The sequence below is a fragment of the Nostoc sp. ChiVER01 genome (assembly GCF_034531155.1).
Taxonomy (GTDB): domain Bacteria; phylum Cyanobacteriota; class Cyanobacteriia; order Cyanobacteriales; family Nostocaceae; genus Nostoc.
On the sequence record NZ_JAVRBS010000011.1, the window covers coordinates 87699 to 107333 of the forward strand.

The 19635-nt window shown below is 41.1% G+C and carries 20 protein-coding genes; 7 read left to right on the forward strand and 13 right to left on the reverse strand.

From position 1 onward, the window contains the following. Window positions 1-15 precede the first annotated feature (15 nt). The gene (locus tag RMY00_RS16255) at window positions 16-1449 is read left to right on the forward strand and encodes a cobyrinate a,c-diamide synthase (RefSeq protein WP_322648527.1); all 1434 of its coding nucleotides are present in this window, start codon (window positions 16-18) and stop codon (window positions 1447-1449) included. Window positions 1450-1489: 40 nt separating this feature from the next. On the opposite strand, the gene RMY00_RS16260 is transcribed toward RMY00_RS16255, so the two are convergent. Continuing rightward, window positions 1490-1930, reverse strand: coding sequence for a Crp/Fnr family transcriptional regulator (locus RMY00_RS16260; RefSeq protein WP_229553802.1), 441 nt, complete (start codon window positions 1928-1930; stop codon window positions 1490-1492). 591 nt (window positions 1931-2521) lie between these two features. Between RMY00_RS16260 and RMY00_RS16265 the strand changes: the two genes are divergently transcribed. The 3 genes from RMY00_RS16265 (at window position 2522) to RMY00_RS16275 (ending at window position 5175) form a co-directional block, all read left to right on the forward strand. Continuing rightward, window positions 2522-3193, forward strand: a complete 672-nt coding sequence (locus RMY00_RS16265) for a cadmium resistance transporter (protein ID WP_322648528.1) — start codon at window positions 2522-2524, stop codon at window positions 3191-3193. A 247-nt stretch (window positions 3194-3440) separates the two neighbouring features. Next, window positions 3441-4079 (forward strand): pentapeptide repeat-containing protein, encoded by a 639-nt coding sequence (locus RMY00_RS16270; RefSeq protein WP_322648529.1) that lies wholly within the window; start codon window positions 3441-3443, stop codon window positions 4077-4079. A 229-nt stretch (window positions 4080-4308) separates the two neighbouring features. Then, window positions 4309-5175, forward strand: coding sequence for a hypothetical protein (locus RMY00_RS16275; protein WP_322648530.1), 867 nt, complete (start codon window positions 4309-4311; stop codon window positions 5173-5175). Between the two features lie 38 nt (window positions 5176-5213). Here RMY00_RS16275 and recJ read toward each other — a convergent pair whose 3' ends face one another. From recJ to RMY00_RS16300, 5 genes are all read right to left on the reverse strand, one after another. Further along, window positions 5214-7613, reverse strand: a complete 2400-nt coding sequence (recJ, locus tag RMY00_RS16280; RefSeq protein ID WP_322648531.1) for a single-stranded-DNA-specific exonuclease RecJ — start codon at window positions 7611-7613, stop codon at window positions 5214-5216. Between the two features lie 82 nt (window positions 7614-7695). Then, the gene (locus tag RMY00_RS16285; protein WP_322648532.1) at window positions 7696-8337 is read right to left on the reverse strand and encodes a GNAT family N-acetyltransferase; all 642 of its coding nucleotides are present in this window, start codon (window positions 8335-8337) and stop codon (window positions 7696-7698) included. A gap of 270 nt (window positions 8338-8607) precedes the next feature. Then, entirely contained in the window at window positions 8608-9426 is an 819-nt protein-coding gene (locus tag RMY00_RS16290) for a PD-(D/E)XK nuclease family protein (RefSeq protein WP_322648533.1), read from the reverse strand. A gap of 103 nt (window positions 9427-9529) precedes the next feature. Continuing rightward, window positions 9530-9757: a hypothetical protein gene (locus RMY00_RS16295; protein ID WP_322648534.1), complete on the reverse strand. Its 228-nt coding sequence runs from the start codon at window positions 9755-9757 to the stop codon at window positions 9530-9532. A 115-nt stretch (window positions 9758-9872) separates the two neighbouring features. Continuing rightward, the gene (locus tag RMY00_RS16300; protein WP_322648535.1) at window positions 9873-10112 is read right to left on the reverse strand and encodes a hypothetical protein; all 240 of its coding nucleotides are present in this window, start codon (window positions 10110-10112) and stop codon (window positions 9873-9875) included. A gap of 569 nt (window positions 10113-10681) precedes the next feature. Here RMY00_RS16300 and RMY00_RS16305 point away from each other — a divergent pair. Further along, window positions 10682-14293, forward strand: a complete 3612-nt coding sequence (locus RMY00_RS16305) for an NB-ARC domain-containing protein (RefSeq protein ID WP_322648536.1) — start codon at window positions 10682-10684, stop codon at window positions 14291-14293. A gap of 56 nt (window positions 14294-14349) precedes the next feature. Here the strand turns inward: RMY00_RS16305 and RMY00_RS16310 are convergent, their stop codons facing one another. The 3 genes from RMY00_RS16310 to RMY00_RS16320 form a co-directional block, all read right to left on the reverse strand. Further along, window positions 14350-14553, reverse strand: coding sequence for a hypothetical protein (locus RMY00_RS16310; protein ID WP_109011114.1), 204 nt, complete (start codon window positions 14551-14553; stop codon window positions 14350-14352). Between the two features lie 10 nt (window positions 14554-14563). Continuing rightward, window positions 14564-15127: a peptide deformylase gene (gene def, locus RMY00_RS16315; protein ID WP_322648537.1), complete on the reverse strand. Its 564-nt coding sequence runs from the start codon at window positions 15125-15127 to the stop codon at window positions 14564-14566. 421 nt (window positions 15128-15548) lie between these two features. Further along, the gene (locus tag RMY00_RS16320; protein WP_322648538.1) at window positions 15549-15836 is read right to left on the reverse strand and encodes a Mo-dependent nitrogenase C-terminal domain-containing protein; all 288 of its coding nucleotides are present in this window, start codon (window positions 15834-15836) and stop codon (window positions 15549-15551) included. Window positions 15837-16230: 394 nt separating this feature from the next. Here RMY00_RS16320 and RMY00_RS16325 point away from each other — a divergent pair, with 394 nt between their 5' ends. Together RMY00_RS16325 and RMY00_RS16330 are read left to right on the forward strand one after the other, a co-directional pair. Then, window positions 16231-17133 carry an ABC transporter permease gene (locus RMY00_RS16325; protein ID WP_322648539.1) on the forward strand — a complete coding sequence of 301 codons (903 nt, stop codon included), beginning with the start codon at window positions 16231-16233 and terminating at the stop codon, window positions 17131-17133. 57 nt (window positions 17134-17190) lie between these two features. Continuing rightward, window positions 17191-18000: a DUF3598 family protein gene (locus tag RMY00_RS16330; protein ID WP_322648540.1), complete on the forward strand. Its 810-nt coding sequence runs from the start codon at window positions 17191-17193 to the stop codon at window positions 17998-18000. 85 nt (window positions 18001-18085) lie between these two features. Here the strand turns inward: RMY00_RS16330 and RMY00_RS16335 are convergent, their stop codons facing one another. The 4 genes from RMY00_RS16335 to aat form a co-directional block, all read right to left on the reverse strand. After that, window positions 18086-18304, reverse strand: a complete 219-nt coding sequence (locus RMY00_RS16335) for a type II toxin-antitoxin system HicB family antitoxin (protein WP_100899697.1) — start codon at window positions 18302-18304, stop codon at window positions 18086-18088. Between the two features lie 128 nt (window positions 18305-18432). After that, on the reverse strand, window positions 18433-18711 hold the full coding sequence (locus RMY00_RS16340; protein ID WP_322648541.1) for a BrnA antitoxin family protein: 279 nt from the start codon (window positions 18709-18711) through the stop codon (window positions 18433-18435). Then, complete coding sequence (locus RMY00_RS16345; protein ID WP_322648542.1) at window positions 18674-18952, reverse strand: BrnT family toxin; 279 nt, start codon at window positions 18950-18952, stop codon at window positions 18674-18676. The genes RMY00_RS16340 and RMY00_RS16345 overlap by 38 nt, the downstream gene beginning before the upstream one ends. A gap of 76 nt (window positions 18953-19028) precedes the next feature. Continuing rightward, a complete protein-coding gene (gene aat / locus RMY00_RS16350) occupies window positions 19029-19604 on the reverse strand; it encodes a leucyl/phenylalanyl-tRNA--protein transferase (protein ID WP_322648543.1) in 576 nt (191 codons plus the stop codon). Window positions 19605-19635: the final 31 nt, after the last annotated feature.

A 19635-nucleotide genomic window follows, 5' to 3' on the forward strand; every position in this document is an offset into this window, starting at 1 on the left:
TCATTTGTTTCATTTATGGCTTTAATCATTGCTGGAGAACGTAGTGGGGTGGGCAAGACAACAGTTACGCTCACCCTTTTAGCATCTTTGTGCCGTCGCGATCGCCTGGTGCAATCTTTCAAGGTAGGCCCAGACTATATCGATCCGATGTTTCATCAACACGTAACTGGTCGTCCTTGCCGCAATTTAGACCCAGTATTGACTTCCGAAGCCTACGTTCAACAATGTTTTGCCCATCATAGTCAGATGAGTGAATATGCCCTAGTGGAAGGGGTAATGGGGTTATTTGATGGAATTTCGTCATTAGTCACTAGTCATTTGTCATTTGTCAAAAACAAAGGACTAATGACTAATGACAAAGGACAAATTACTGATTTTGCGAGTACGGCACACATCGCGCGGCTTTTAGATTTACCTGTACTGTTGGTGATTGATTGTAGTCGTTTATCTGGTTCTGTAGCTGCGATCGCTCACGGCTATCGGTCTTTTGATCCCCGAATGAAAATAGCTGGGGTGGTATTAAACCGCGTGGGGAGCGATCGCCATCTCTCTTTACTCAAAGATTCTCTAGAACCCTTACAATTACCGATTCTCGGCGTACTGCGCCGTCAAGATAACATCACGATTCCCGATCGCCATTTGGGTTTAGTCCCCACAGCAGAACTTCCCGAACTCAACGCTTTAATTAATCGTCTCGCCGATTTAGGAGATACTTGCTTCGATTGGCAACACTTATTACCCTTGTTAAAATCAAAACCCCTTTCTCCCTCTGCTTCATCCTCCCTATCTCCCTTATCCCCAGTTAGGATTGCAGTAGCCCGCGATCGCGCTTTTAATTTCTACTATCAAGACAATCTTGATTTGCTGCAACAACTTGGCGCCGAATTGGTTTTCTGGAGTCCCTTAGAAGATGCGGCAATACCAAAAGATGTACAGGGAATGTATTTTGGCGGAGGTTTCCCAGAAGTTTTTGCCCAGCAATTAGCAGAAAATACTAGCGTTCGTGATGCAGTGAAAACAGCAATTCTTCAAGGAATGCCTGCGATCGCTGAATGCGGAGGATTAATGTATTTATGTGAGCAAATTATCGATTTTAAGGGTAAATCTTGGTCAATGGCGGGAGTTTTACCGACATCTGCTGTAATGGGTGGGCGTTTAACTTTAGGCTATCGTCGGGCAGTAGCTTTGCAAGATAATCTATTAGTCAAAGCAGGTACAACTGTTTACGGACATGAGTTTCATCGTTCCCATTTAACCTTAAATCCTACTCAGCCCCTATTTGAAACTTCTCGCTACGACTCTGAGGAAAATATGGGATGCGAGGGATGGGGTTTGCCTGCAAATGTTTATGCTTCTTATGTGCATTCGCACTGGGGAGAAAGTAGAGAAATTCCCCAGCAGTTTCTTCGAGAATGTCAAAAACTAGCATCTATAGAAACGTGGATATAAGCACAAAACCCAGTAGGGTGAATTAAAAACTATCAAAGCATTAACTCCGTAAAGAAGTGACACTCAGATCGTCATTCAACTTGCGAATCAGACGGGATAACTCACGAATGATATTCACCGCAATTTCGGGAGTTTCTTCGATCGCATCATACAGCTGCTCTTGGGTTAGTTCTAAAAACTCACAAGGTTCTAAAGTCGTTGCGCTGGCGGAACGAGGTTGAGTATCAAATACTGCCATCTCCCCGAAGTATTTTCCCTGTTCCACCTCTGCCAACTGTTTATTTCCGATGTGAACTTTAACTCGGCCTGAGACGACAATATAGAGCGATCGCCCTTCTTCTCCCTGGCGAAAAATTGTGTAATTAGCTGGAAATGACAATTCGTTCATTACTGAAGTGAGCCGCACAATAAAATCATCCCGCAATTCCTTAAAAATTGGGACTCGCCGGACAAATAATAAACGGTCAACACTGGTTAGCATAATTACAAGTTAAATATTAAACATTACTGTAAATTTAAAAACTGAAGCCACGCGATTAGTCATATTAACCGATGTTGAACGCTAGCGGTCAAGAATATCTTAAACTTTACCGACAGAAAACTACTTAGCATTGCTTCAATAGGAGCAAGAGCAAAGAAACTTCTCAAACTCGCTCCAAATCAAGGGGGGTTTGAATCCTATCAGTGAAAAGAACCTTCTGCCCGACGTTCGCGGACTCGCTCTAAGCGTACCCCTACGGGGAAGCAAGCTACGCGGTAGCGTCGCCATGCCAAAGGCTTTACGCTGCGCTATCTGCCTCCTTTAAGAATCACTTTTATTTATCGTTTTAAAAAACAAGAGTATTTGCTCTTATTTGGGTGAAAGCCATAATATTGACTTCATGAGCTCCCAAGGTACCTTGCTGAGAAAAAAATCACCAATCTGATTAGAGGCGATAGCTTCTAAAAACTGGGGAACTGGCGATCGGTTGTCGTTGGGTAAAACAGTCACAAAATATCCTGAACTGCCCTGACATCAAGGAGCAGAGAAGGACTAGGACAAACAGCATTGAATATATCGTGAGCAGCAATTATGAGTTGGTTAATTAGTACATTAATTATTGGAATCTCTGCCGCTTTTGCAACCACCTTTGACGACAATTTATATTTGACAGCTTTCTTTGGAAAAGTCAATCGCAGCTTTCGTCCTAAGCATGTTGTTATTGGTGAATTTCTGGGATTTACAGCCTTAGTATGCGCTAGTCTCCCTGGTTTCTTCGGCGGTCTAATTATTCCAACTACCTGGATTGGTTTGCTGGGTTTGCTTCCCATCACCATTGGTATTAGTAATCTTATCAGTCGAGAAGAAGAAGAGACAGTGCAAGCTGTGTCAGTTGACTTAACCTCTCCTGTTAAATCTGGACGCCAGAAGAAATCACTATTAGCAACCATCCGCGATCCGCAAACCTACCGCGTTTCTGCTGTCACCATTGCCAATGGAGGAAACAACATTGGGATCTATGTACCATTGTTTGCCAGTAGTAATCTTCCAAGTTTGGGTGTAATTCTCTGTGCTTGCTATTTCACTGTTGGGATGTGGTGCTTACTGTCTTACAACCTGACTCGTAATCCTCTCATGGCTCCCGTTTTAACTCGCTTCGGTCGAAAAATCTTCCCCTTCGTCTTAATTTACTTGGGACTCTCTATCTTAATTAAGAGTGAAACATATCGGCTTTTACCTAGTCTGGCAATGCTTTCTCATTAGGCATGAGGCGATTGCACCCGATCTGAAAACTCGAAATTATTGATGGGTGCTATCTCTGTGATGTAACCAAAAAAGTCAGCGATCGCTTCCCATCTAAAAAGATTTTTTAATCACTTGAATTTATCAATTAGAATCAAAATAATATTTGATGTTATCAATCAAGTTATCTAAAGTGAGAATAAAGCACATTATTGATGGCTCTTATAAAAGCAAGCCCAGCACTACGAATCATCATAGGAAGGAACTAATGAATAAACCAAATCCAAAAAAATTAACTCAGTGGATCGTAACAGCAGTATTTCTGGTACTTGTAATAGGATTTTCGCTCCTTGATCAGCAAGCAGTTAAAGCTCAAACACTAACACCATCCATACCTACGGAATCTGAACTAGCTCCAGTAATATCTCCGGTTACATTGCCAACAGAGTCTGTTACTGCCCCAGTAATATCTCCGGTTACATCGCCAATAGTGTCTGTTGCAGAAAACGTTAGACGTTTATTACAAACCAATGAATGTATCGGATGTAATTTAACTGGAGCAATGCTAAAGGACGCAAATCTGCAAGCCGCAAACTTGGAGGGTGCTAACTTACAAAATGCAGACTTAGAAAGGGCTAACTTACAGCAAACAAATTTACAAGGGGCAAACTTTCAAGGAGCAGATTTAGGTAAGGTAAACCTTTTGGGAGCAAACCTTGTGGGAGCAAACCTATTTGATGCAGACCTAGAGAAAGCCAACCTATTGGGAGCAAATCTGCAAACGGCTAACTTACAGGGCGCAGACTTGGAAAAGACAAATCTCACAAATGCAAATATCCAGGGGATTAACCTAATGGGGGTTGATTTGGAAGATGCAATCAGACCAGAAGGATTCACTGTTCAGTAATTAAACCGAAGTTCTCTGTGCAAAAGTCTTAAATAGCCTCAAAAGCCTGATTCAGTAATGAATACAGGCTTTATTTTTTAAAATGTGAGGTCGACGGGATTTTTTCTATTAAGAGGATACCGTTACGTGGGCTTTTTTACTTTTCAGACAGGCTATTGTTATTGTACTTTCAACTTGAGTAAGTCGGCGTGAAAAAACCAAACTATGTTTTTAGTAAGGGAGGTTTGAGATGTTTTTTAGGTACGCGAATTATACTACTTGTATTCGTTCAGACGATTTTGATGTGATCGAACAGGAAGTGACGCGCTTGTTAGAACAGGAGCCAGATTGTCTGCGTATTCCCCAGCCTCCTGAGCTTGTTTGCAATCTGGATGAATATCTGTGGGAAGTAATTGTACGCGAACTGGGAATTGTATGCTTTTTTAATGGAACGGGTGGGTGGATTGTTGGCTTTTTTGCTGGTGAGGGCGGGTGGACGATTGTTAAGACTTGGCCAGTCGATCTGCTTTGTGCGCGCGCAGAAGGTGCTAGTCGCCCTCGTTTGTCCGCACTGGCAATGGAACTAGGGTGCGATGCTTTTCATTTTAGGGTGACTCGTGACATCAACGGTATCTTGCTAGAAACTGATGCAACAGGTCACATCTTCATTTCTGGTTGTGTTAATGCTGAAGAAGGTGAAAGCGATCAGTTTTATGATGAGCAAGTTGATACACCAGGCTTGCCCCCGCAGTTTTCTCTATTGAATGTGCCACAATCGATGGAGGCAGCAATGCAAGTAAACGTAGCTCCTGAAATTGCAAGAATTGAAGCTGAGTACGAGCGGCTGTTGGTAGAAGCTCCAGATTCAGAGTTATTATTTAATTTAGAAGATGAAGTATTAAAGGGTTATGCTGAACGCATTGATAATGCTTTGGCGAAAGTAATAGACAAATCTAAATCCTGGTATGTGGATTTAGCTTACGATGTCTACACAAAACCACAGAACTTAGAAGCCAAAGGAGTACGTTTGCTGTACTTCCAACCTCCAACTACGTACAATCCTCATCCCCTCATCCTGCTACCACCTGAGCCTCTGTCTGATGATGAATCTTTCTAATATTTCCTTTTCAGAATAGAGGCTTGACGTATTTATCGTTAAAAGTTTGTACCCATGTAATTGTCGGAACTTGCGATCGCCACAATAGTAGATAAAGGAACTTCAGCAAAATACTGTCGCTGAAATTGTTCTTCTCTGACAGCAGCTAAAAATCGTTCTACTGCTGCCTGTGCCAAGTTTTCTGCACTATCGCTTGAATGCCAGGTGATTTGCAAATAACGGTCTTGTCGCTTAACTGTGAACCCTAAATATTTTAAGGCTTTAATTCCTAGAAGTAAGGTTTGGTCAGTGATGCCGATTTTCTCTAAAAGTTGGACGCGGGTAACTAGTTGATTTGTGCGACTAAGATATTTGGCAATTCCTACAAGAGTCAACCAAATTTGATTGGGTGGTTGCAGGTTGGGTTTAGACCAAGCGATCGCTAATTGTTGCGAACTACTTATCGTTAAACATCGCCGCAACCATGCACGTAAATCATCCCAGTTTGTAGGACAATCTTCAAGCAAGAATGGGGGAGTGGGTAGAGACGCGATTAATCGCGTCTGTACTTGGGAGTGGGGAGTCGGAAAGTTGCGCCAGTCTAAGATGAGTGGTAAATTCCGAGTGCTGAGTGCTGAGTTAACACTGGGACGCACGGCAATTAATCTGATTTCATAACGTTTTTTAAAGGTGTTATAGTCTAGCTCTGCTATGCAATCACACCTTCCTATAGGCAATTCATCTTTGTAGTGCCCCCACCATATGCCAGGAAAAGCACTTCTGCTGGAATCATCCCGAATATCAAACTCAGTTTTAATATACTGTACCTTTTTCCCTTGCCAATCCTGCTGATTACGATGCCAAGAATTTTCAAACCAGCAGTTTTGAATTAGCAATTTCGGAACAGGATTACCCATTCCACAAGGTTCTAGCAGTTTCATCTCCAAAAATAACTCTTTTCCCAAGTCTGCGACTGTTACCGTCAAGTCTGCTTGCACGCTTGGCGTTAGGGTTGTACTACCTAAAGATTGCCGTAACTGTTGATTAATCGCTGCTGTAAATAAAGGAATATTCTCCACCAACAAACTCAAACCTGCTGCAAAGGGATGTCCACCAAAGCGATGTAACAAATGTGCTTGGTCTTTTACCAGTTGGTATAAATCAACTGAATTCACCGAACGAGCGGAACCCCTTGCTAAGGTAGTAGGGGCGGAATCTTCTTCCCCACTCCCTACTCCCGATTCCCCACTCCCTTCCGTACTTAACAAAATAGTCGGGCGACCTGTTTCTTGTGCTACTTGTCCAGCAACTAAGCCCAAGACACCCGCAGGCCATTGGGGATCTTCTAGGACGATGACGCTGGTGGTTGATAAGTCTAATTGAGTAAGTTTTTGTGCTACTTGCGCTTGCACATCTTTTTGCAAAGATTTGCGGCGGGTGTTTGCGAGTTCTGTAACTTCGGCTAGTTCGTTACAACGTTTGGCATCCCGACTAGTTAATAATTCAACGCAAAAACTAGCATCGCCTTGAATGCGACTAACGGCGTTAATTCTTGGCCCCAAACCAAAGGAAATATCTGTGGGGCGATCGCCACTTCTCTGACACAATTCTAATAATCGCCCCACCCCCGGACGCCGACGCGCTGCTGCTGGCTGTTGAAAATCTGCTTGCAGTCGTTGAATTCCCATTTGTGCTAAATAGCGACAATCTCCACTTAACTGTACTAAGTCAGCAATTAAGCCTACTGCTACTAAATCTAATAAATCCTCTAACGGATCTTTTGCAATATTAGGCAGACTTTGATATAATGCTTCAACTAACTTATAAGCTACCGCTACCCCAGACAGATTGAACAGTTGATGTTCTTTGGGCAAATAACGAGGATTAATAATTGCTGGAACGGGTGGACGTTCGACGGGTAAGGTGTGATGGTCTGTAACTATTACGTCTATACCTAGTTGCTTGGCATAGATAATTTCCTCAATGTTTGTGCTGCCTGTGTCGCAAGTAACAATTAATTTGCAACCTTGTTTTGCGAGGTTATCAATCCCTTGATTATTGAGTCCGTGAGATTCTTTCAGGCGATTGGGAATGTAATAAATTAACTGAGTATTTTGTTTAAAAAATTGCCCCAATCCATCCCAGAGTACAGATGTAGCGGTAATCCCATCAGCATCAAAATCTCCCCAAATGGCAATTTTTTCTTTGATATTATATGCTTGTTGCAACCGGGCGATCGCTAAGTGCATTTCTTGCCCAAACTCAAAGGGACTTGCTGGTTGATAAGCTTTGTGGTTAATAAAAGCTATTAATTGTTGATGATCTTTAATTCCCCGTTGCCACAACAATTGCGCTGCGTATATTCCACTGGATGCGGGTGTATGCTGTTTCACCGCTTGGATGAACCACTCCGGGGGTTGTTCTGTTGCTGCTATATTCCACTGCTGTTGTTCTGGCATACAAAGAAAGTTAGGAGTTAGAAGTGAGAAGTTAGGAGTTAAGAGTTTTAATTTATAACTTTTAATTATTAACTTTTAACTGTTAGATTGGAGATTGATCTTCAGGCGTTTGAGATTCACTGACTAGGGAATTAAGGACTACTTCATTGGCGACGCTATCGGGTTTACGGGCACGAATTGCTGGACGCGAACGCTTGTAACCGGCTCTTTCAGCTTTTTGGTGTTCGTAATCAATCAATCTGCCATAATATTCATGCTTGCTTAAATTCATCGATAAGAAAATATGCTGGCGGATATTACCAAAACCTTTGCGGTTAAAAAACTTTAATGCTGAAGTATTGGTAGGGTCAGTGTCTACCAGCATAAACCGCGCCCCATCTTCAATCATCCGGGCAACGACTTTATCAACTAACTTGTCTGCTACTCCCCGACGCTGAAACTTTGGGCTAACTCCTAGCCATAAAATATAACCGTAAGTCCAGGATGCTTTGGTGATGATGGTTCCCAAAACGAAGCCTGCTAATTCCCCGGCGGTTTCGGCCACGAGGCAATATTCAGGATCGGTATTGTAAAGTCCAATCACCTCCCATTCATCCCAGGTGCGGTATAAATAAGGATATAAATCGCTGGTAAATAACTCTTCTCCCAAGTGGTAAACGGGAGCAATGTCATCAATTCCTAATTCGCGGACATAAATCGCTTCAGTTTCGTCAGAGCTTGACATAAATTTAGAAGTTGTGATTTTTTTATATATAGCAGTCCTAAATCATTCATGAAATTCTCTTCTTTTCCCTTTGGCGTCTTCTTTACAAGACGCTTCACCTTGACGAAAACCTCTCATAGCGAAGGCGGTTTGATAATTTCCACAACTTATATAATATTGCTGTAGTTCTTTTAATTAAAATGCTTTTAAATGCTTTAAATTTACAAAAATGACTTTTTATTAATACAACTATAAAAAATTTTTTTTAATAACACAATTCTAAAGATAAAATCAGAGTGAGACTTCTTGAATGCTATCAAAATTTGGTAATGAGTCTTTCACTACTTCTTCAGGAGCTTGGGTGTGTAGTTTACCGCCGTAAGGATAACACCTTTTAGCAAACTGACAATAATCACAGGTTTTGCTACCCTCCACCACTTGAGGAAATTGCTGGTTATTTTGGTAATTTTCCAGCCAAATAGTTAACTGGGTTAATAGTTGATTAAGTTTCTTTGCTATTTGTGTATGTTGAACAGTACTGTAATTAAACTTAATATTTTGCGGTTTACCCTCAGATTGGACAAACCAGTAGGTCATCGAAATATTTTCTGGTAAATAGTCGCTAGTTTCTGCCAATACATACAGATAAAGCCGTGTTTGCCAGTTAGCTTCTAACTTGCGTTTATTAGGTGGTTTAGGATAAGTTTTCCAGTCGAGAATTTGCGCTTGTTGGTTATCTGCAATCAGTAAATCATATACAACCGTTAGCAAATAATCCTGAACTTGCACAGTTCGGTAGTGTTCACTCTCACGGAAAATTTGATTATCAGATGTAGACGTTAAAATTTCTGGGGCTGCATCAGCAAAAGCTAGCATCCAGCTTTGGAGTTTAGCATCTGCTTGCAGGAAACTATCAATAGGCAAACCCATTTCTCGCTGCTGCATTAACAAGTGAAAGCGACTACCCAAAGTTAGCCGTTCTTCTTGTTCTGGATTTGAGGGTGAATTTAGTTGTTCTAGGTAAGTATGTTGGAATTTACGCGGACAAGCTTCTAGTAAGTTAAGTTGTCCTTGAGACAGTCGCAGTAGTTGAGTGGGAGTTAACAGCATTCTTCTATTTTAGAAGCAAATTTTAATCTGCAACTCACCTTTGGCAGGCTATCTGTAAAAAACAGTGATTTTTTACTGCTTTCACAGATAGTTCTCATGTCTGCTATTTCAACTCATCCTTATCTACATCATCCTGGTTATTAGAATATTTAGTTTTTCCTTGGGACTTGATTGAGCCAAAGCTGTAGACCATAGCTATTTTAACAATGTCAAAATATGCTGGATGATTAGCTTTGTTAACGATCGCCAAAGAGATTGACCCTGCCACTAAGATGACTAAAAGCGGCGAAAGTGTTTCTCCTACCCCAGAGCCGTTGCTGTTGCTTGACATGATACAATCTCCTAGTGGTAAGTCTTGGGCTAACTTGTACTTAACTTAAGAAAGTTGACTAAACTTCACTACAAACCTAAAATTGCAATCTTGTTGCTGATGATTGGATGAGGAATCAACTCCAAGACTCAACAATCATGGCGATCGCAAATAGACAAAACAGAAATACTGCTATCCTCAAAAAGCATATCCATAGATTTGTGGATAACAGCATCCCAACTATTGAAACAGCGCCAAAAACATGAGATAGTACAAGCGCGATCGCCAAGCCAAGCAGAGTCAGCAGAAAATACTTGAGTCCCCGGCAAAACCACTTGAATAGTAGATTTTCATCATTTTTGTGATTGATTTTCATACTTTTTGTCCTGTTTTGATTGAATTTAAGCATCAGCTAGGACTACCTCGATTGTCCTAAAAAAAGAGTCAATAATTGCGTTGCTTTATAGCTAGTCAAAGCACGCAGTAGTCCTATCAAACCTGAATCAAGTTTGAATACCAACAACAGTGGCTTCGGTATTTACAAATGGTGAAAGTAAATTTTTAGTGGATTGCAAAGCTAATTTTGAATGAAATTAAAGTTAGATGCTCAATGCTCGTGATGATGCAAAACGCCCACTACGCGCATCAACCCCTAAAATGCAATTCCTACAGACTTTGGATGCTGGTTCCAGCCTTTGTCTTTACATTTTCCTCACTAAGTTTGAGAAAGTTAACATCAAACTCACTAAATCACTTAAGCTACCTGGGTTAAAACCAATATAAAGTAACTTAGTTACTTAGTCAAGTAACTTAAGGAAATTGTTTAAGAAATATTGACTAAATAAAGTATTTTGCTTGCCAGACAATAGTTAAAGCGTCACTTTAAGTAGATTATCTTCTCACCTAGTGAGGTAACATTGGAGTATAGTTTGTCTTGATGTGAGTATGAGTCAGATTTCCGAAGATTTTCTTTTGGCTTTAGCCCAAGAGCGTTGCTTATCTAGTAGTGAGCTAGAGGTATTTATATATGCTGTTGAGGGTAAATCGCCAAATGCGATCGCTGAAGAATTGCGTGTTAGCGCCGAAGCGGTACGTAAAAGATTGAGCGAGGTTTACAAAAAATTCCAAGTGAGTGGGGGTGGCCCGGGTAAACTCACTAAGTTACAACAAATTATTGAAAGTGAATATCAAGTATCTTTGCAGACTATAGAAACGGCTGCCAACAAGCGTCAAGATTGGGGCGAAGCACCAAGTATCCGTGATGCCTTCTACGGACGGGGAACAGAACTATCTAATCTTAAGCAGTGGATTGTTAACGATAAATGTCGATTGGTAGCACTATTAGGCATGGGGGGAATTGGCAAAACTGCTTTGTCTGTAAAACTGGCACATGAAGTTCAAGAGAATTTTGATTACTTAGTTTGGCGAACTCTTCGCAATGCTCCACCTATCCAAGAGATGTTAGCGAATCTGATCCGATTTCTATCTGATGAGCGAGAAACGAATTTACCAGAAACCGTAAATGGTAGAGTCACGCTGCTGATTAATTATTTACGAAAGCGGCGTTGTCTTATAGTGTTGGATAATGCAGAGACAATTTTGCAAACAGGCATGAGCGTGGATTCTTCGCAGGAGGTTCGCGCCGGATACTATCAAGAAGGATATGAAGGTTATGGTCAACTATTTAGACGGATAGGGGAAGAACCTCATAAAAGCTGCTTGGTGATTACTAGTCGGGAAAAACCGAAAGAATTTGCACCTTTAGAAGGCAAAGCATCGCCAGTCAGAACAATATCATTACCTGGTGTGGGAGAAACAGAAGGGCAAGAAATTCTTAAAGATAAAGGCTTATCTGGGTCATCGCAAAACTGGGCGAAACTAGTTAAAAATTATTCAGGCAATCCATTGGCTTTAAAGCTAGTCTCAGAGACAATCCGAGAATTGTTTGGTGGGGATATTGCTGCCTTTTTAGCCGAAGGAGAAATAATTTTTGGTGATACTCGTAATTTATTAGACCAACAGTTTGAACGCGCTTCAGAGCTAGAAAAAGAAATTATCTACTGGTTGGCAATTAAGCGTGAGCCAGTTGTGCTAGAAGAATTGTTAGAAGATATTGTGCGTCCCTTAGCAAAAAGAGAATTATTGGAGGCACTAGAATCTCTACGGAGGCGATCGCTTATTGAAAAAAGCACAGCACTGTTCACCCTGCAACCTGTGGTTATGGAGTACATCACAGAAACCATAATTGAACAAGTTTGTCAAGAAATTACTACAGGTAAAATCGCACTATTTATGAGTCATGCTCTGATGGGAGCCAATATCAAAGATTATGTTAGAGATATTCAAATTCGCCTGATTTTGAAGCCAATCATCAAAAGATTGCTGAGTGTTTTTATCATTCAAAGAAATATTGAAGACAAGCTAATTCAAATTCTAGAACCCCTACGAGACAAATTTTTTGTCAAACCTGGATATGCTGGCAGTAATGTTCTTAATTTACTGTGTCAATTACAGACTGATTTAACAGGTTATGACTTCTCCTATCTAGCTATTCGGCAAGCTTATCTACAGAACGTAAATCTGCATAAGGTCAATTTTGCTTACAGCGACCTCACTCGGTCTGTCTTCGCTAAAAACTTTGCCACTGTATTGTCAGTAACATTTAGTCGAGATGGCCAACTTTTAGCTACAGGAGATGCTAACGGTGAGATTCGCCTATGGCGAGTTACTACTGGTCAACAACTTTTGCTTTTTCAAGGACATACTAATAAAGTTTGGTCAATCGCTTTTGATGCCAATGGTACAACTTTAATTAGCGGCAGTGAAGACCAAACAGTAAAAATCTGGGACGTTCAGAGCGGTGAATGCCTAAAAACACTTTTAGGGCATACAGATAGAATCTGGTCAGTAGATTTCAGTTCTCAAGGTGAGGCGATCGCTAGTGCTAGTGAAGACCAAACTGTGAAAATTTGGGATGTCAAGAGTGGTAAATGCCTCAAAAGTTTGACGGGTCATATTAATGGAGTACGATCAGTTGCTTTTAGTCGCAATAGTACAACTTTAGTTACTGGTAGCAAAGACCAAACCGTAAAAATTTGGGATGTTCAGAGTGGTGAATGCCTAAAAACATTGTTAGGGCATACAGATAGAATTTGGTCAGTAGCTTTCAGTCCTCAAGGTGATGCGATCGCCAGTGCCAGTGATGACAAAACGGTAAAGCTGTGGGATGCTAACACTGGAAAGTGCCTGAAAACTTTGGAAGGTCACACTAATTGGGTATGGTCAGTAGACTATAGTCCTGAAGGGGACATGATAGTTAGTGGTAGTGATGACCAAACAGTTAGACTGTGGGATGTAAACACCGGTCAGTGTCTAAAAACTTTGCCTGGACACACAGATAGAATCTGGTCAGTAGCTTTCAGTCCCCAAAATCAGACAATTGCCAGTACTAGTGATGACCAAACAGTAAAGCTGTGGGATGCTGATACCGGTAGATGCTTAAGAACTTTGAAGGGTTACACTAATTGGGTGTGGTCAGTAGCTTTCAGTCCCGATTCTCAAATCTTAGCCAGTGCTAATGATGACTACACAGTTAGACTATGGGATGTAAACACTGGTGAGTGCCTTAAAACTTTGAAGGGTCATACAAATGGAGTGCGATCGGTCGCCTTTAGTCCCGATGGCCAAATCCTAGCTAGTGCTAGTGATGACCAAACTATCAGGTTATGGGATGCTAACACTGGTATATGTTTCAAAACTTTGAAGGGACATACTAATTGGGTATGGTCAATTGCCTTCAATCCTCAAGGTAATATCTTAGCTAGTGCTAGTGACGACCAAACAGTAAAGTTATGGGATGTGAATACTGGTAAATGCTTCAAAACTTTGTTAGAAGACACTAACCGAATATGGTTTGTAGCCTTTAGTCCCAAGGGTGATATTTTAGCTGGTGCTAGTGAAGATCATACAGTGAAATTGTGGAACCTTAGTAGCGGTCAATCTCTAGAACCTTTGAAAGGACATACTAATTGGGTAAGGTCAGTAACATTCAGTTCTGATGGTCAAATGATAGCCAGTGCCAGTGAAGACCATACAGTGAGATTATGGAAGGCTAGCAACAACGACAACCCAGAACCTTTAGAACCTTCTTTGAAGGAACACAGCGATAAAGTCCGAGCCGTTGCTTTCAGTCCTCAAGGTTATCCAATCACCAGTGAGACTAATAAAGTTAGCTACCTTTTGGCCAGTGCTGGTGATGACAATACCCTGAAAATCTGGGATGTGAACACTACTAAATGCCTTAAAACCCTGGAAGGACATACTAAAAGGATATGGTCAGTTGTCTTCAGCCCCAATGGACGATTCCTTGCTAGTGGTGGTGAAGACGAAACCGTGAGGATATGGAATCCAGACACTGGTGAATGTTTGAAAATTCTTAGTATCCCCAAACCATACGAGGATATGGAGATTACAGGCTCTATCGGTTTAACAGCAGCTCAGAAGGCAACACTGAAAGCTTTAGGTGCGGTAGAAGATGAGAGGAAAAATAAAAGGTAAAAGAATGAATTTTGCCTTTTAACTCCATCCTTTTACCTTTTTTATGTACCTGATGCTTATTTCATGTTAGCTCTTGCGTCCTTCACTGCGGCAAAGAAAAATAATCCTGTGAGTGGAATGCTCAATGCCAGGATAATCGCCGTGGCTGTGAAACCAAAATCTGGTCGTCCGTAACTGAGTTCAAAAATCGAACCGACAGCTGCGATCGCACTTACACAAGAACCACCCAGGAATAAACCGCTTTTTGGAGTTAAATACACAACTAGCCCCCTATTTTATTGGTTTCACCGCTTGATACGAGAAGCCATTCTTAGATAGCTCCTGGGCTAAAGTCAAGGAATTTTCCACACGGTCTACAAATACCACGCCGTTCAGGTGATCCATCTCGTGCTGAATGCAGCGTCCTAGTAGGTCATTAGCCTTTAATGTCCGGGGACGACCGTATTCGTCTTTATAGGCAATTTCTACGACTTCAGGGCGCTTTACGTCTAGATATACGTTGGGGATACTCAAGCATCCTTCTTGGGCTACGGAGATGTCGCGGCTTACTTGTTTAATGGTAGGGTTAATCAGCACCAAAGGTTGATTAGCTGCGTTCTCTGGTTCCAGGTCGATGACAATTAGTTGTTTGTGAATTCCCACTTGGGGTGCAGCCAAACCAATGCCATCTTTGCTATACATAGTTTGCAACATTTGGCGCACCATTTGGCGGAGTTCGTCATCTACTTTTGTAATTCGCTTTGCAGCTTGACGTAGGACGCGATCGCCTAAATAATGAAGCTCCAAAGGTGGATTTTTTAACTTTTTTTTCTCTACAGCAATTTCAGAAGGCATGAGTCTTGATGGCTAGATGGTGAAAATTCCTACTATCTTTATTCTATAAGACTCATATTTAATTTTTGAAATACAGGGAGACAGTGTTTTGCGGAGGTTCCTAAAGCTCGATAGCGCAGCGTTAGCAAGGAACGAGCGTTGGAACAAGCGTCTGACCTACTCTAAGCGAATGCGAGTGCGTCTGCGAAGATGACTAAAATATAGCCAAAAATCTTTAGGAACTTCCAAATAAAAAAATATCCCAAAACTAACGCAAGAATTCTCTCTATTTCTTCTCTTTTTGTGTTCTCTGCGTTTGGAGTGGTAGCGTGCGGTAAGCCGCCAATTTCTGACTTACCTCTGATTACAACTACGATTCTTATACAATTTTTTTATTAAAAAGATTTATTCAATGTATTTTTTATTGGAATAAACCTATTCTTTAACAATATTTTCTTGCATCCTCACCACATTCATTAACTAAATATAATAAACACTTAAAACGAAGACCAACTATTTGTTCATAGAGGGGGTTAATTTTACACAAAGGTGGAATTTGGAACAGAGTCCGACCGAAAACTGTAACAGTTCTTGCAAAAGGGCAATTGGAGGGAATTAATTTGCACAATAGTTTGGCTAGATGATAATCATGTATTTCTACGGACTCAAGTTGATATCGGATTTGGCTTAATAAGTTATTATTAAAATTGGCTTTAGTTAAGAAGTTCATAATTTAAAATTCCTTCACTCAATCTTGTTTGTTCCTTTAAATTTACACCTCTCCTTAGATACTAAACATCGTAGAACTACCAAATTATTTTCTCCCTTTTTTAAAGTCACTTGTAAAAACAGTAAAATTGCTTAGAAAGCAAACCAGGTAGCCAATTGTTATTAATAACTGTGGGATCGACAGTGAGGCTATCTATAGTGAATGGCACAAGGGCAAGTAAGTCGTCGAGACAGCAGGAGCAAAGGAGCAGCAAGGAAGTAGAAATGTAGAAAGGCTGATGTTGTATTGGCAAATTTTGCACTATTGACTATAAATAGTGATGTTATTGACGCAAATACATAAAAGCTGAACTTAACGTCAACACGATAAGTTCATTCAAATTTCGAGGTGATGTGTGTTTAAATCTTTTACGAAACTTGACTACCTGCTAAAAGAAACTTTCCTCGGTTTACTGCGGGGAGGTTGGATGAATTGGGCAGCTGTAAGTACTGTAACAGTGTTACTGTTTTTATTTGGCTTGAGTTTGCAAACCTCTTGGCAAGTTGAAAAACTTCTCTATCAGTTTGGTAGTCAGCTAGAAGTTTCAGTTTATCTCGAACCGGATACGCGGGCCGAAAGCATGGAGTCACTCATCGCAACAATGCCAGAGGTGGCGGCGATACAAAGTATTACCAAAGAACAAGCTTGGACTAAGTTAGTTAAGGAAATGAGAATTTCTGATATAGAGGGGGCTACGCAGCAGCTAGGTGAGAATCCTTTGGTTGATGAGATAAAGGTGAAGGCGCGTAATTCTCAAGTTGTACCAACTTTAGCAACGGAGTTGGCCAAATTACCGGGAGTTGAGACGGTGCAGTATGTGGATGAAGCAGTTAAACGCATTGCCCAATTGCACCAAGGTCTAAACTGGATTACTTTAACAATTACGATTATTCTGACTTTAACAGCGATCGCAGTGACTACTACGACAATTCGGCTGATTGTCATGGCGCGACGCCAGGAAATTGAAATTATGCAACTAGTAGGAGCAACCAGAGCTTGGATTTACCTCCCGTTTATTTTACAAGGGATTACCTTCGGTTTGGTTGGTGGTGCGATCGCTTGGAGTTTCATTTCTGTGATTCAACAGTTTCTCGGTAAGTTGCTAGCCAATCAACCTGAATTTATTCAAGCTATCACCAACGGAGTGCAACTCACTCCAGCCCAAATTTTATTATTGCCCCTAATTCTCTTAAGTTTCGGTGCAGCTGTAGGATTAATGGGAAGCTTATTCGCTGTCCGACGTTTTGCCAAAGGTTAATCATTAATCATTGGACATTGCAAAGGACAAATGACTAATGATTAATGACAAAATCTTATGAAATCACAATGGGAATGTTTTCTGCAAAATCTCGGTGTATGGGAAGGTTCATTTACCAACTTTTCTCCCGAAGGTACACTTCTTAACGATGCTCCTAGCCATCTTTCCCTAGAAGGTTTAAACAATAACCAGACAGTACGCTTAACTCTAAGCCGTTCAGGAGGAGATGATGTAATTAGAGAATATAGTTCTGTGGGAGGGGGTCTACTTTTTTTTGAAAATGGTTCATTTTCTGAGGGTTTAATTCAGCTAGGGCCATTTTCAGAATTTGGTGCAGAACTTGCTTTTGTTCATGAAAATCGCCGCTTACGCCTGGTGCAACTGTTTGATAAGACTGGTAATCTAAGTAGACTAGTTCTAATTCGAGAACATCTAGCCAGAACCGCAGCAACAGAACGTCCACCTTTGCAGATAAATGATTTGTTGGGAGAATGGCAAGGGCAAGCAGTAACAATATATCGAGATTTGCGATCGCCTGATATTTACTCTACAACTTTGAAAATACAACTTGATGATACTGGGCGATTAATTCAAAGTACCTCTTTTGGCGAGCGTACAATTACCTCAACTGCTACCATCAAAGGTTCCATCGTTCTCTTTGACCAAGATCCCGAAAAGCAAATACAAGTATTATTGTTACCTGATGGCGCTTCTGCAACTTCTCCTTTAAAGGTGCAATTACGTCAACCATTATTTTTGGAAGCGGGTTGGTTAATCCAACCAAACCTGCGCCAGAGGATGATTCGCAGCTATAACGATAAAGGCGAATGGATTAGTTTGACATTAGTTACTGAAGAAAAAGTCTAAGGGATTTGAGAGTGCGATCGCCAACACCCCACAGTTCACTAGAGGCATATAAGCAGTAAACATTTCTTTGGTTTTGGAATGGTAATCAGGCAATTTGAAGCGTACTAGGTTCAGGAATAGATTCACCTTCTACTTGCCAAGCTTCCAAGTACATTTCAATCACTTCTTCGCCATTACGAATAGCTTCCTCACGAGTTTTGCCATGAGTGCAAGGCATAATAACGCGATCGGCAAACTCTGGAATGGTGACTAGGAAAAGCTGATCTTCATCAGACCATTGAAGAATCATACTGTATCGATTCATGAATCCTCGTCCTCCCTTAACTCTTGGAGTTCAGTTAATAAACTTGCTAACTGTTTTTCTAGATAGATTGGCACATCGTCTCCATCTTTACCGGGATAAGTGGTAGACCGTTTGCTGTAAAGTTATTGTTAGCGTGCACCTTGATCGCCACTGTTTTCAATGTAACGGCGCAAAACTGAGTTAATTAGTGTTTTGTACTCTGCACCTTGTTTACGAAACCACGTTATCACTTCTGAATCTAACTCAATCAGGTCACTAGCTCGTGTTGCGGGAATCCTCAGCGTGGCATTTTCAAAAAACTCATCGCTCAATGGTGGAATGTCTGAGTAATCAATGTCCTCATCTGTCATCGCCTCTAATGCAGCCCAATCAGTACGTGAGGTATTGTTCAAGTCGTTGACGCTCATATCGGTTTGCCCTTCGTGCTGAAATAACGCGGATTATGTTGTTCTGCCGTTCTGCCCAAACGACAACCGCTACACCGTTGCCTAAAAAGCCGATTCCGATCCAGCGATCTTCGCCATAATCAAAACGCTCATCAAGCTCAATCAGCATGGAATTATTAAACATTCCGGGGACATCTGCAAAATCAATTCGATGTTTACGAATATTTTCAAGATTCTTTGTTTCGTCCCACTCAAACTGCATGAAGACTTAATGAGCAATACATAAACAGTTAAGCCCATTATCGCTTATTACAGATGAATGAGAAATCCATTTATTTTTATAGTAAAAAACAGCGACGTTCCAATGCTTGCTTAAGTAAACCTTGATATTCTTCATCTTCAACCCGATAAGCCCCAAACCTCTTCAAATGCGGATTCATCATTTGGCCATCAAAAAACACAAATTTCCTTTGACGCAATCTTTCCACCAACTTTACCATCGCTACCTTCGAGCCTTCGGGAATCCGGTAAAACATCGACTCTCCAATGAAAGCCCCACCAATAACAATCCCTAAAATTCCCCCAGCTAACTCGTCACCCTGCCAAGTTTCAAAACTAAAAGCATAACCACTCTGGTAAAGTAGCCAGTAAATCTTTTGTAATTCCGGTGAAATCCAAGTTGTCTCTCTGTCAGCACACCCAGCCACCACAGCTTGAAAGTCCCGATTAATAGCCACACTAAAACGCTCTTGATTCAAGACACGCTGCAAAGACTTAGGGTAGCGAAACCGTTCATCCAAAGGAATAAAAGTTCGATCGCGACTTGCATACCAACTCAGGCGATCGCGCTCATCAGCCATGAGAAAATAGCCTTGTGCATAACCCCCAACAATAGCCGCGATATCATATTGCATAAATAAATATAAAAAAACACTCTTAGAAACG

What these genes read in the sequence shown, in the direction of transcription:
- RMY00_RS16300 (WP_322648535.1), bottom strand. Translation starts at nt 10,112, where the DNA reads ATGAAAATCAATCACAAAAATGATGAAAATCTACTATTCAAGTGGTTT.
- RMY00_RS16255 (WP_322648527.1), top strand. Translation starts at nt 16, where the DNA reads ATGGCTTTAATCATTGCTGGAGAACGTAGTGGGGTGGGCAAGACAACA.
- RMY00_RS16335 (WP_100899697.1), bottom strand. Translation starts at nt 18,304, where the DNA reads ATGAATCGATACAGTATGATTCTTCAATGGTCTGATGAAGATCAGCTT.
- RMY00_RS16265 (WP_322648528.1), top strand. Translation starts at nt 2,522, where the DNA reads ATGAGTTGGTTAATTAGTACATTAATTATTGGAATCTCTGCCGCTTTT.
- aat (WP_322648543.1), bottom strand. Translation starts at nt 19,604, where the DNA reads ATGCAATATGATATCGCGGCTATTGTTGGGGGTTATGCACAAGGCTAT.
- RMY00_RS16260 (WP_229553802.1), bottom strand. Translation starts at nt 1,930, where the DNA reads ATGCTAACCAGTGTTGACCGTTTATTATTTGTCCGGCGAGTCCCAATT.
- RMY00_RS16320 (WP_322648538.1), bottom strand. Translation starts at nt 15,836, where the DNA reads ATGAACTTCTTAACTAAAGCCAATTTTAATAATAACTTATTAAGCCAA.
- RMY00_RS16270 (WP_322648529.1), top strand. Translation starts at nt 3,441, where the DNA reads ATGAATAAACCAAATCCAAAAAAATTAACTCAGTGGATCGTAACAGCA.
- RMY00_RS16345 (WP_322648542.1), bottom strand. Translation starts at nt 18,952, where the DNA reads ATGCAGTTTGAGTGGGACGAAACAAAGAATCTTGAAAATATTCGTAAA.
- def (WP_322648537.1), bottom strand. Translation starts at nt 15,127, where the DNA reads ATGCCTTCTGAAATTGCTGTAGAGAAAAAAAAGTTAAAAAATCCACCT.
- RMY00_RS16290 (WP_322648533.1), bottom strand. Translation starts at nt 9,426, where the DNA reads ATGCTGTTAACTCCCACTCAACTACTGCGACTGTCTCAAGGACAACTT.
- RMY00_RS16295 (WP_322648534.1), bottom strand. Translation starts at nt 9,757, where the DNA reads ATGTCAAGCAACAGCAACGGCTCTGGGGTAGGAGAAACACTTTCGCCG.
- RMY00_RS16285 (WP_322648532.1), bottom strand. Translation starts at nt 8,337, where the DNA reads ATGTCAAGCTCTGACGAAACTGAAGCGATTTATGTCCGCGAATTAGGA.
- RMY00_RS16330 (WP_322648540.1), top strand. Translation starts at nt 17,191, where the DNA reads ATGAAATCACAATGGGAATGTTTTCTGCAAAATCTCGGTGTATGGGAA.
- RMY00_RS16275 (WP_322648530.1), top strand. Translation starts at nt 4,309, where the DNA reads ATGTTTTTTAGGTACGCGAATTATACTACTTGTATTCGTTCAGACGAT.
- RMY00_RS16340 (WP_322648541.1), bottom strand. Translation starts at nt 18,711, where the DNA reads ATGAGCGTCAACGACTTGAACAATACCTCACGTACTGATTGGGCTGCA.
- RMY00_RS16305 (WP_322648536.1), top strand. Translation starts at nt 10,682, where the DNA reads ATGAGTCAGATTTCCGAAGATTTTCTTTTGGCTTTAGCCCAAGAGCGT.
- recJ (WP_322648531.1), bottom strand. Translation starts at nt 7,613, where the DNA reads ATGCCAGAACAACAGCAGTGGAATATAGCAGCAACAGAACAACCCCCG.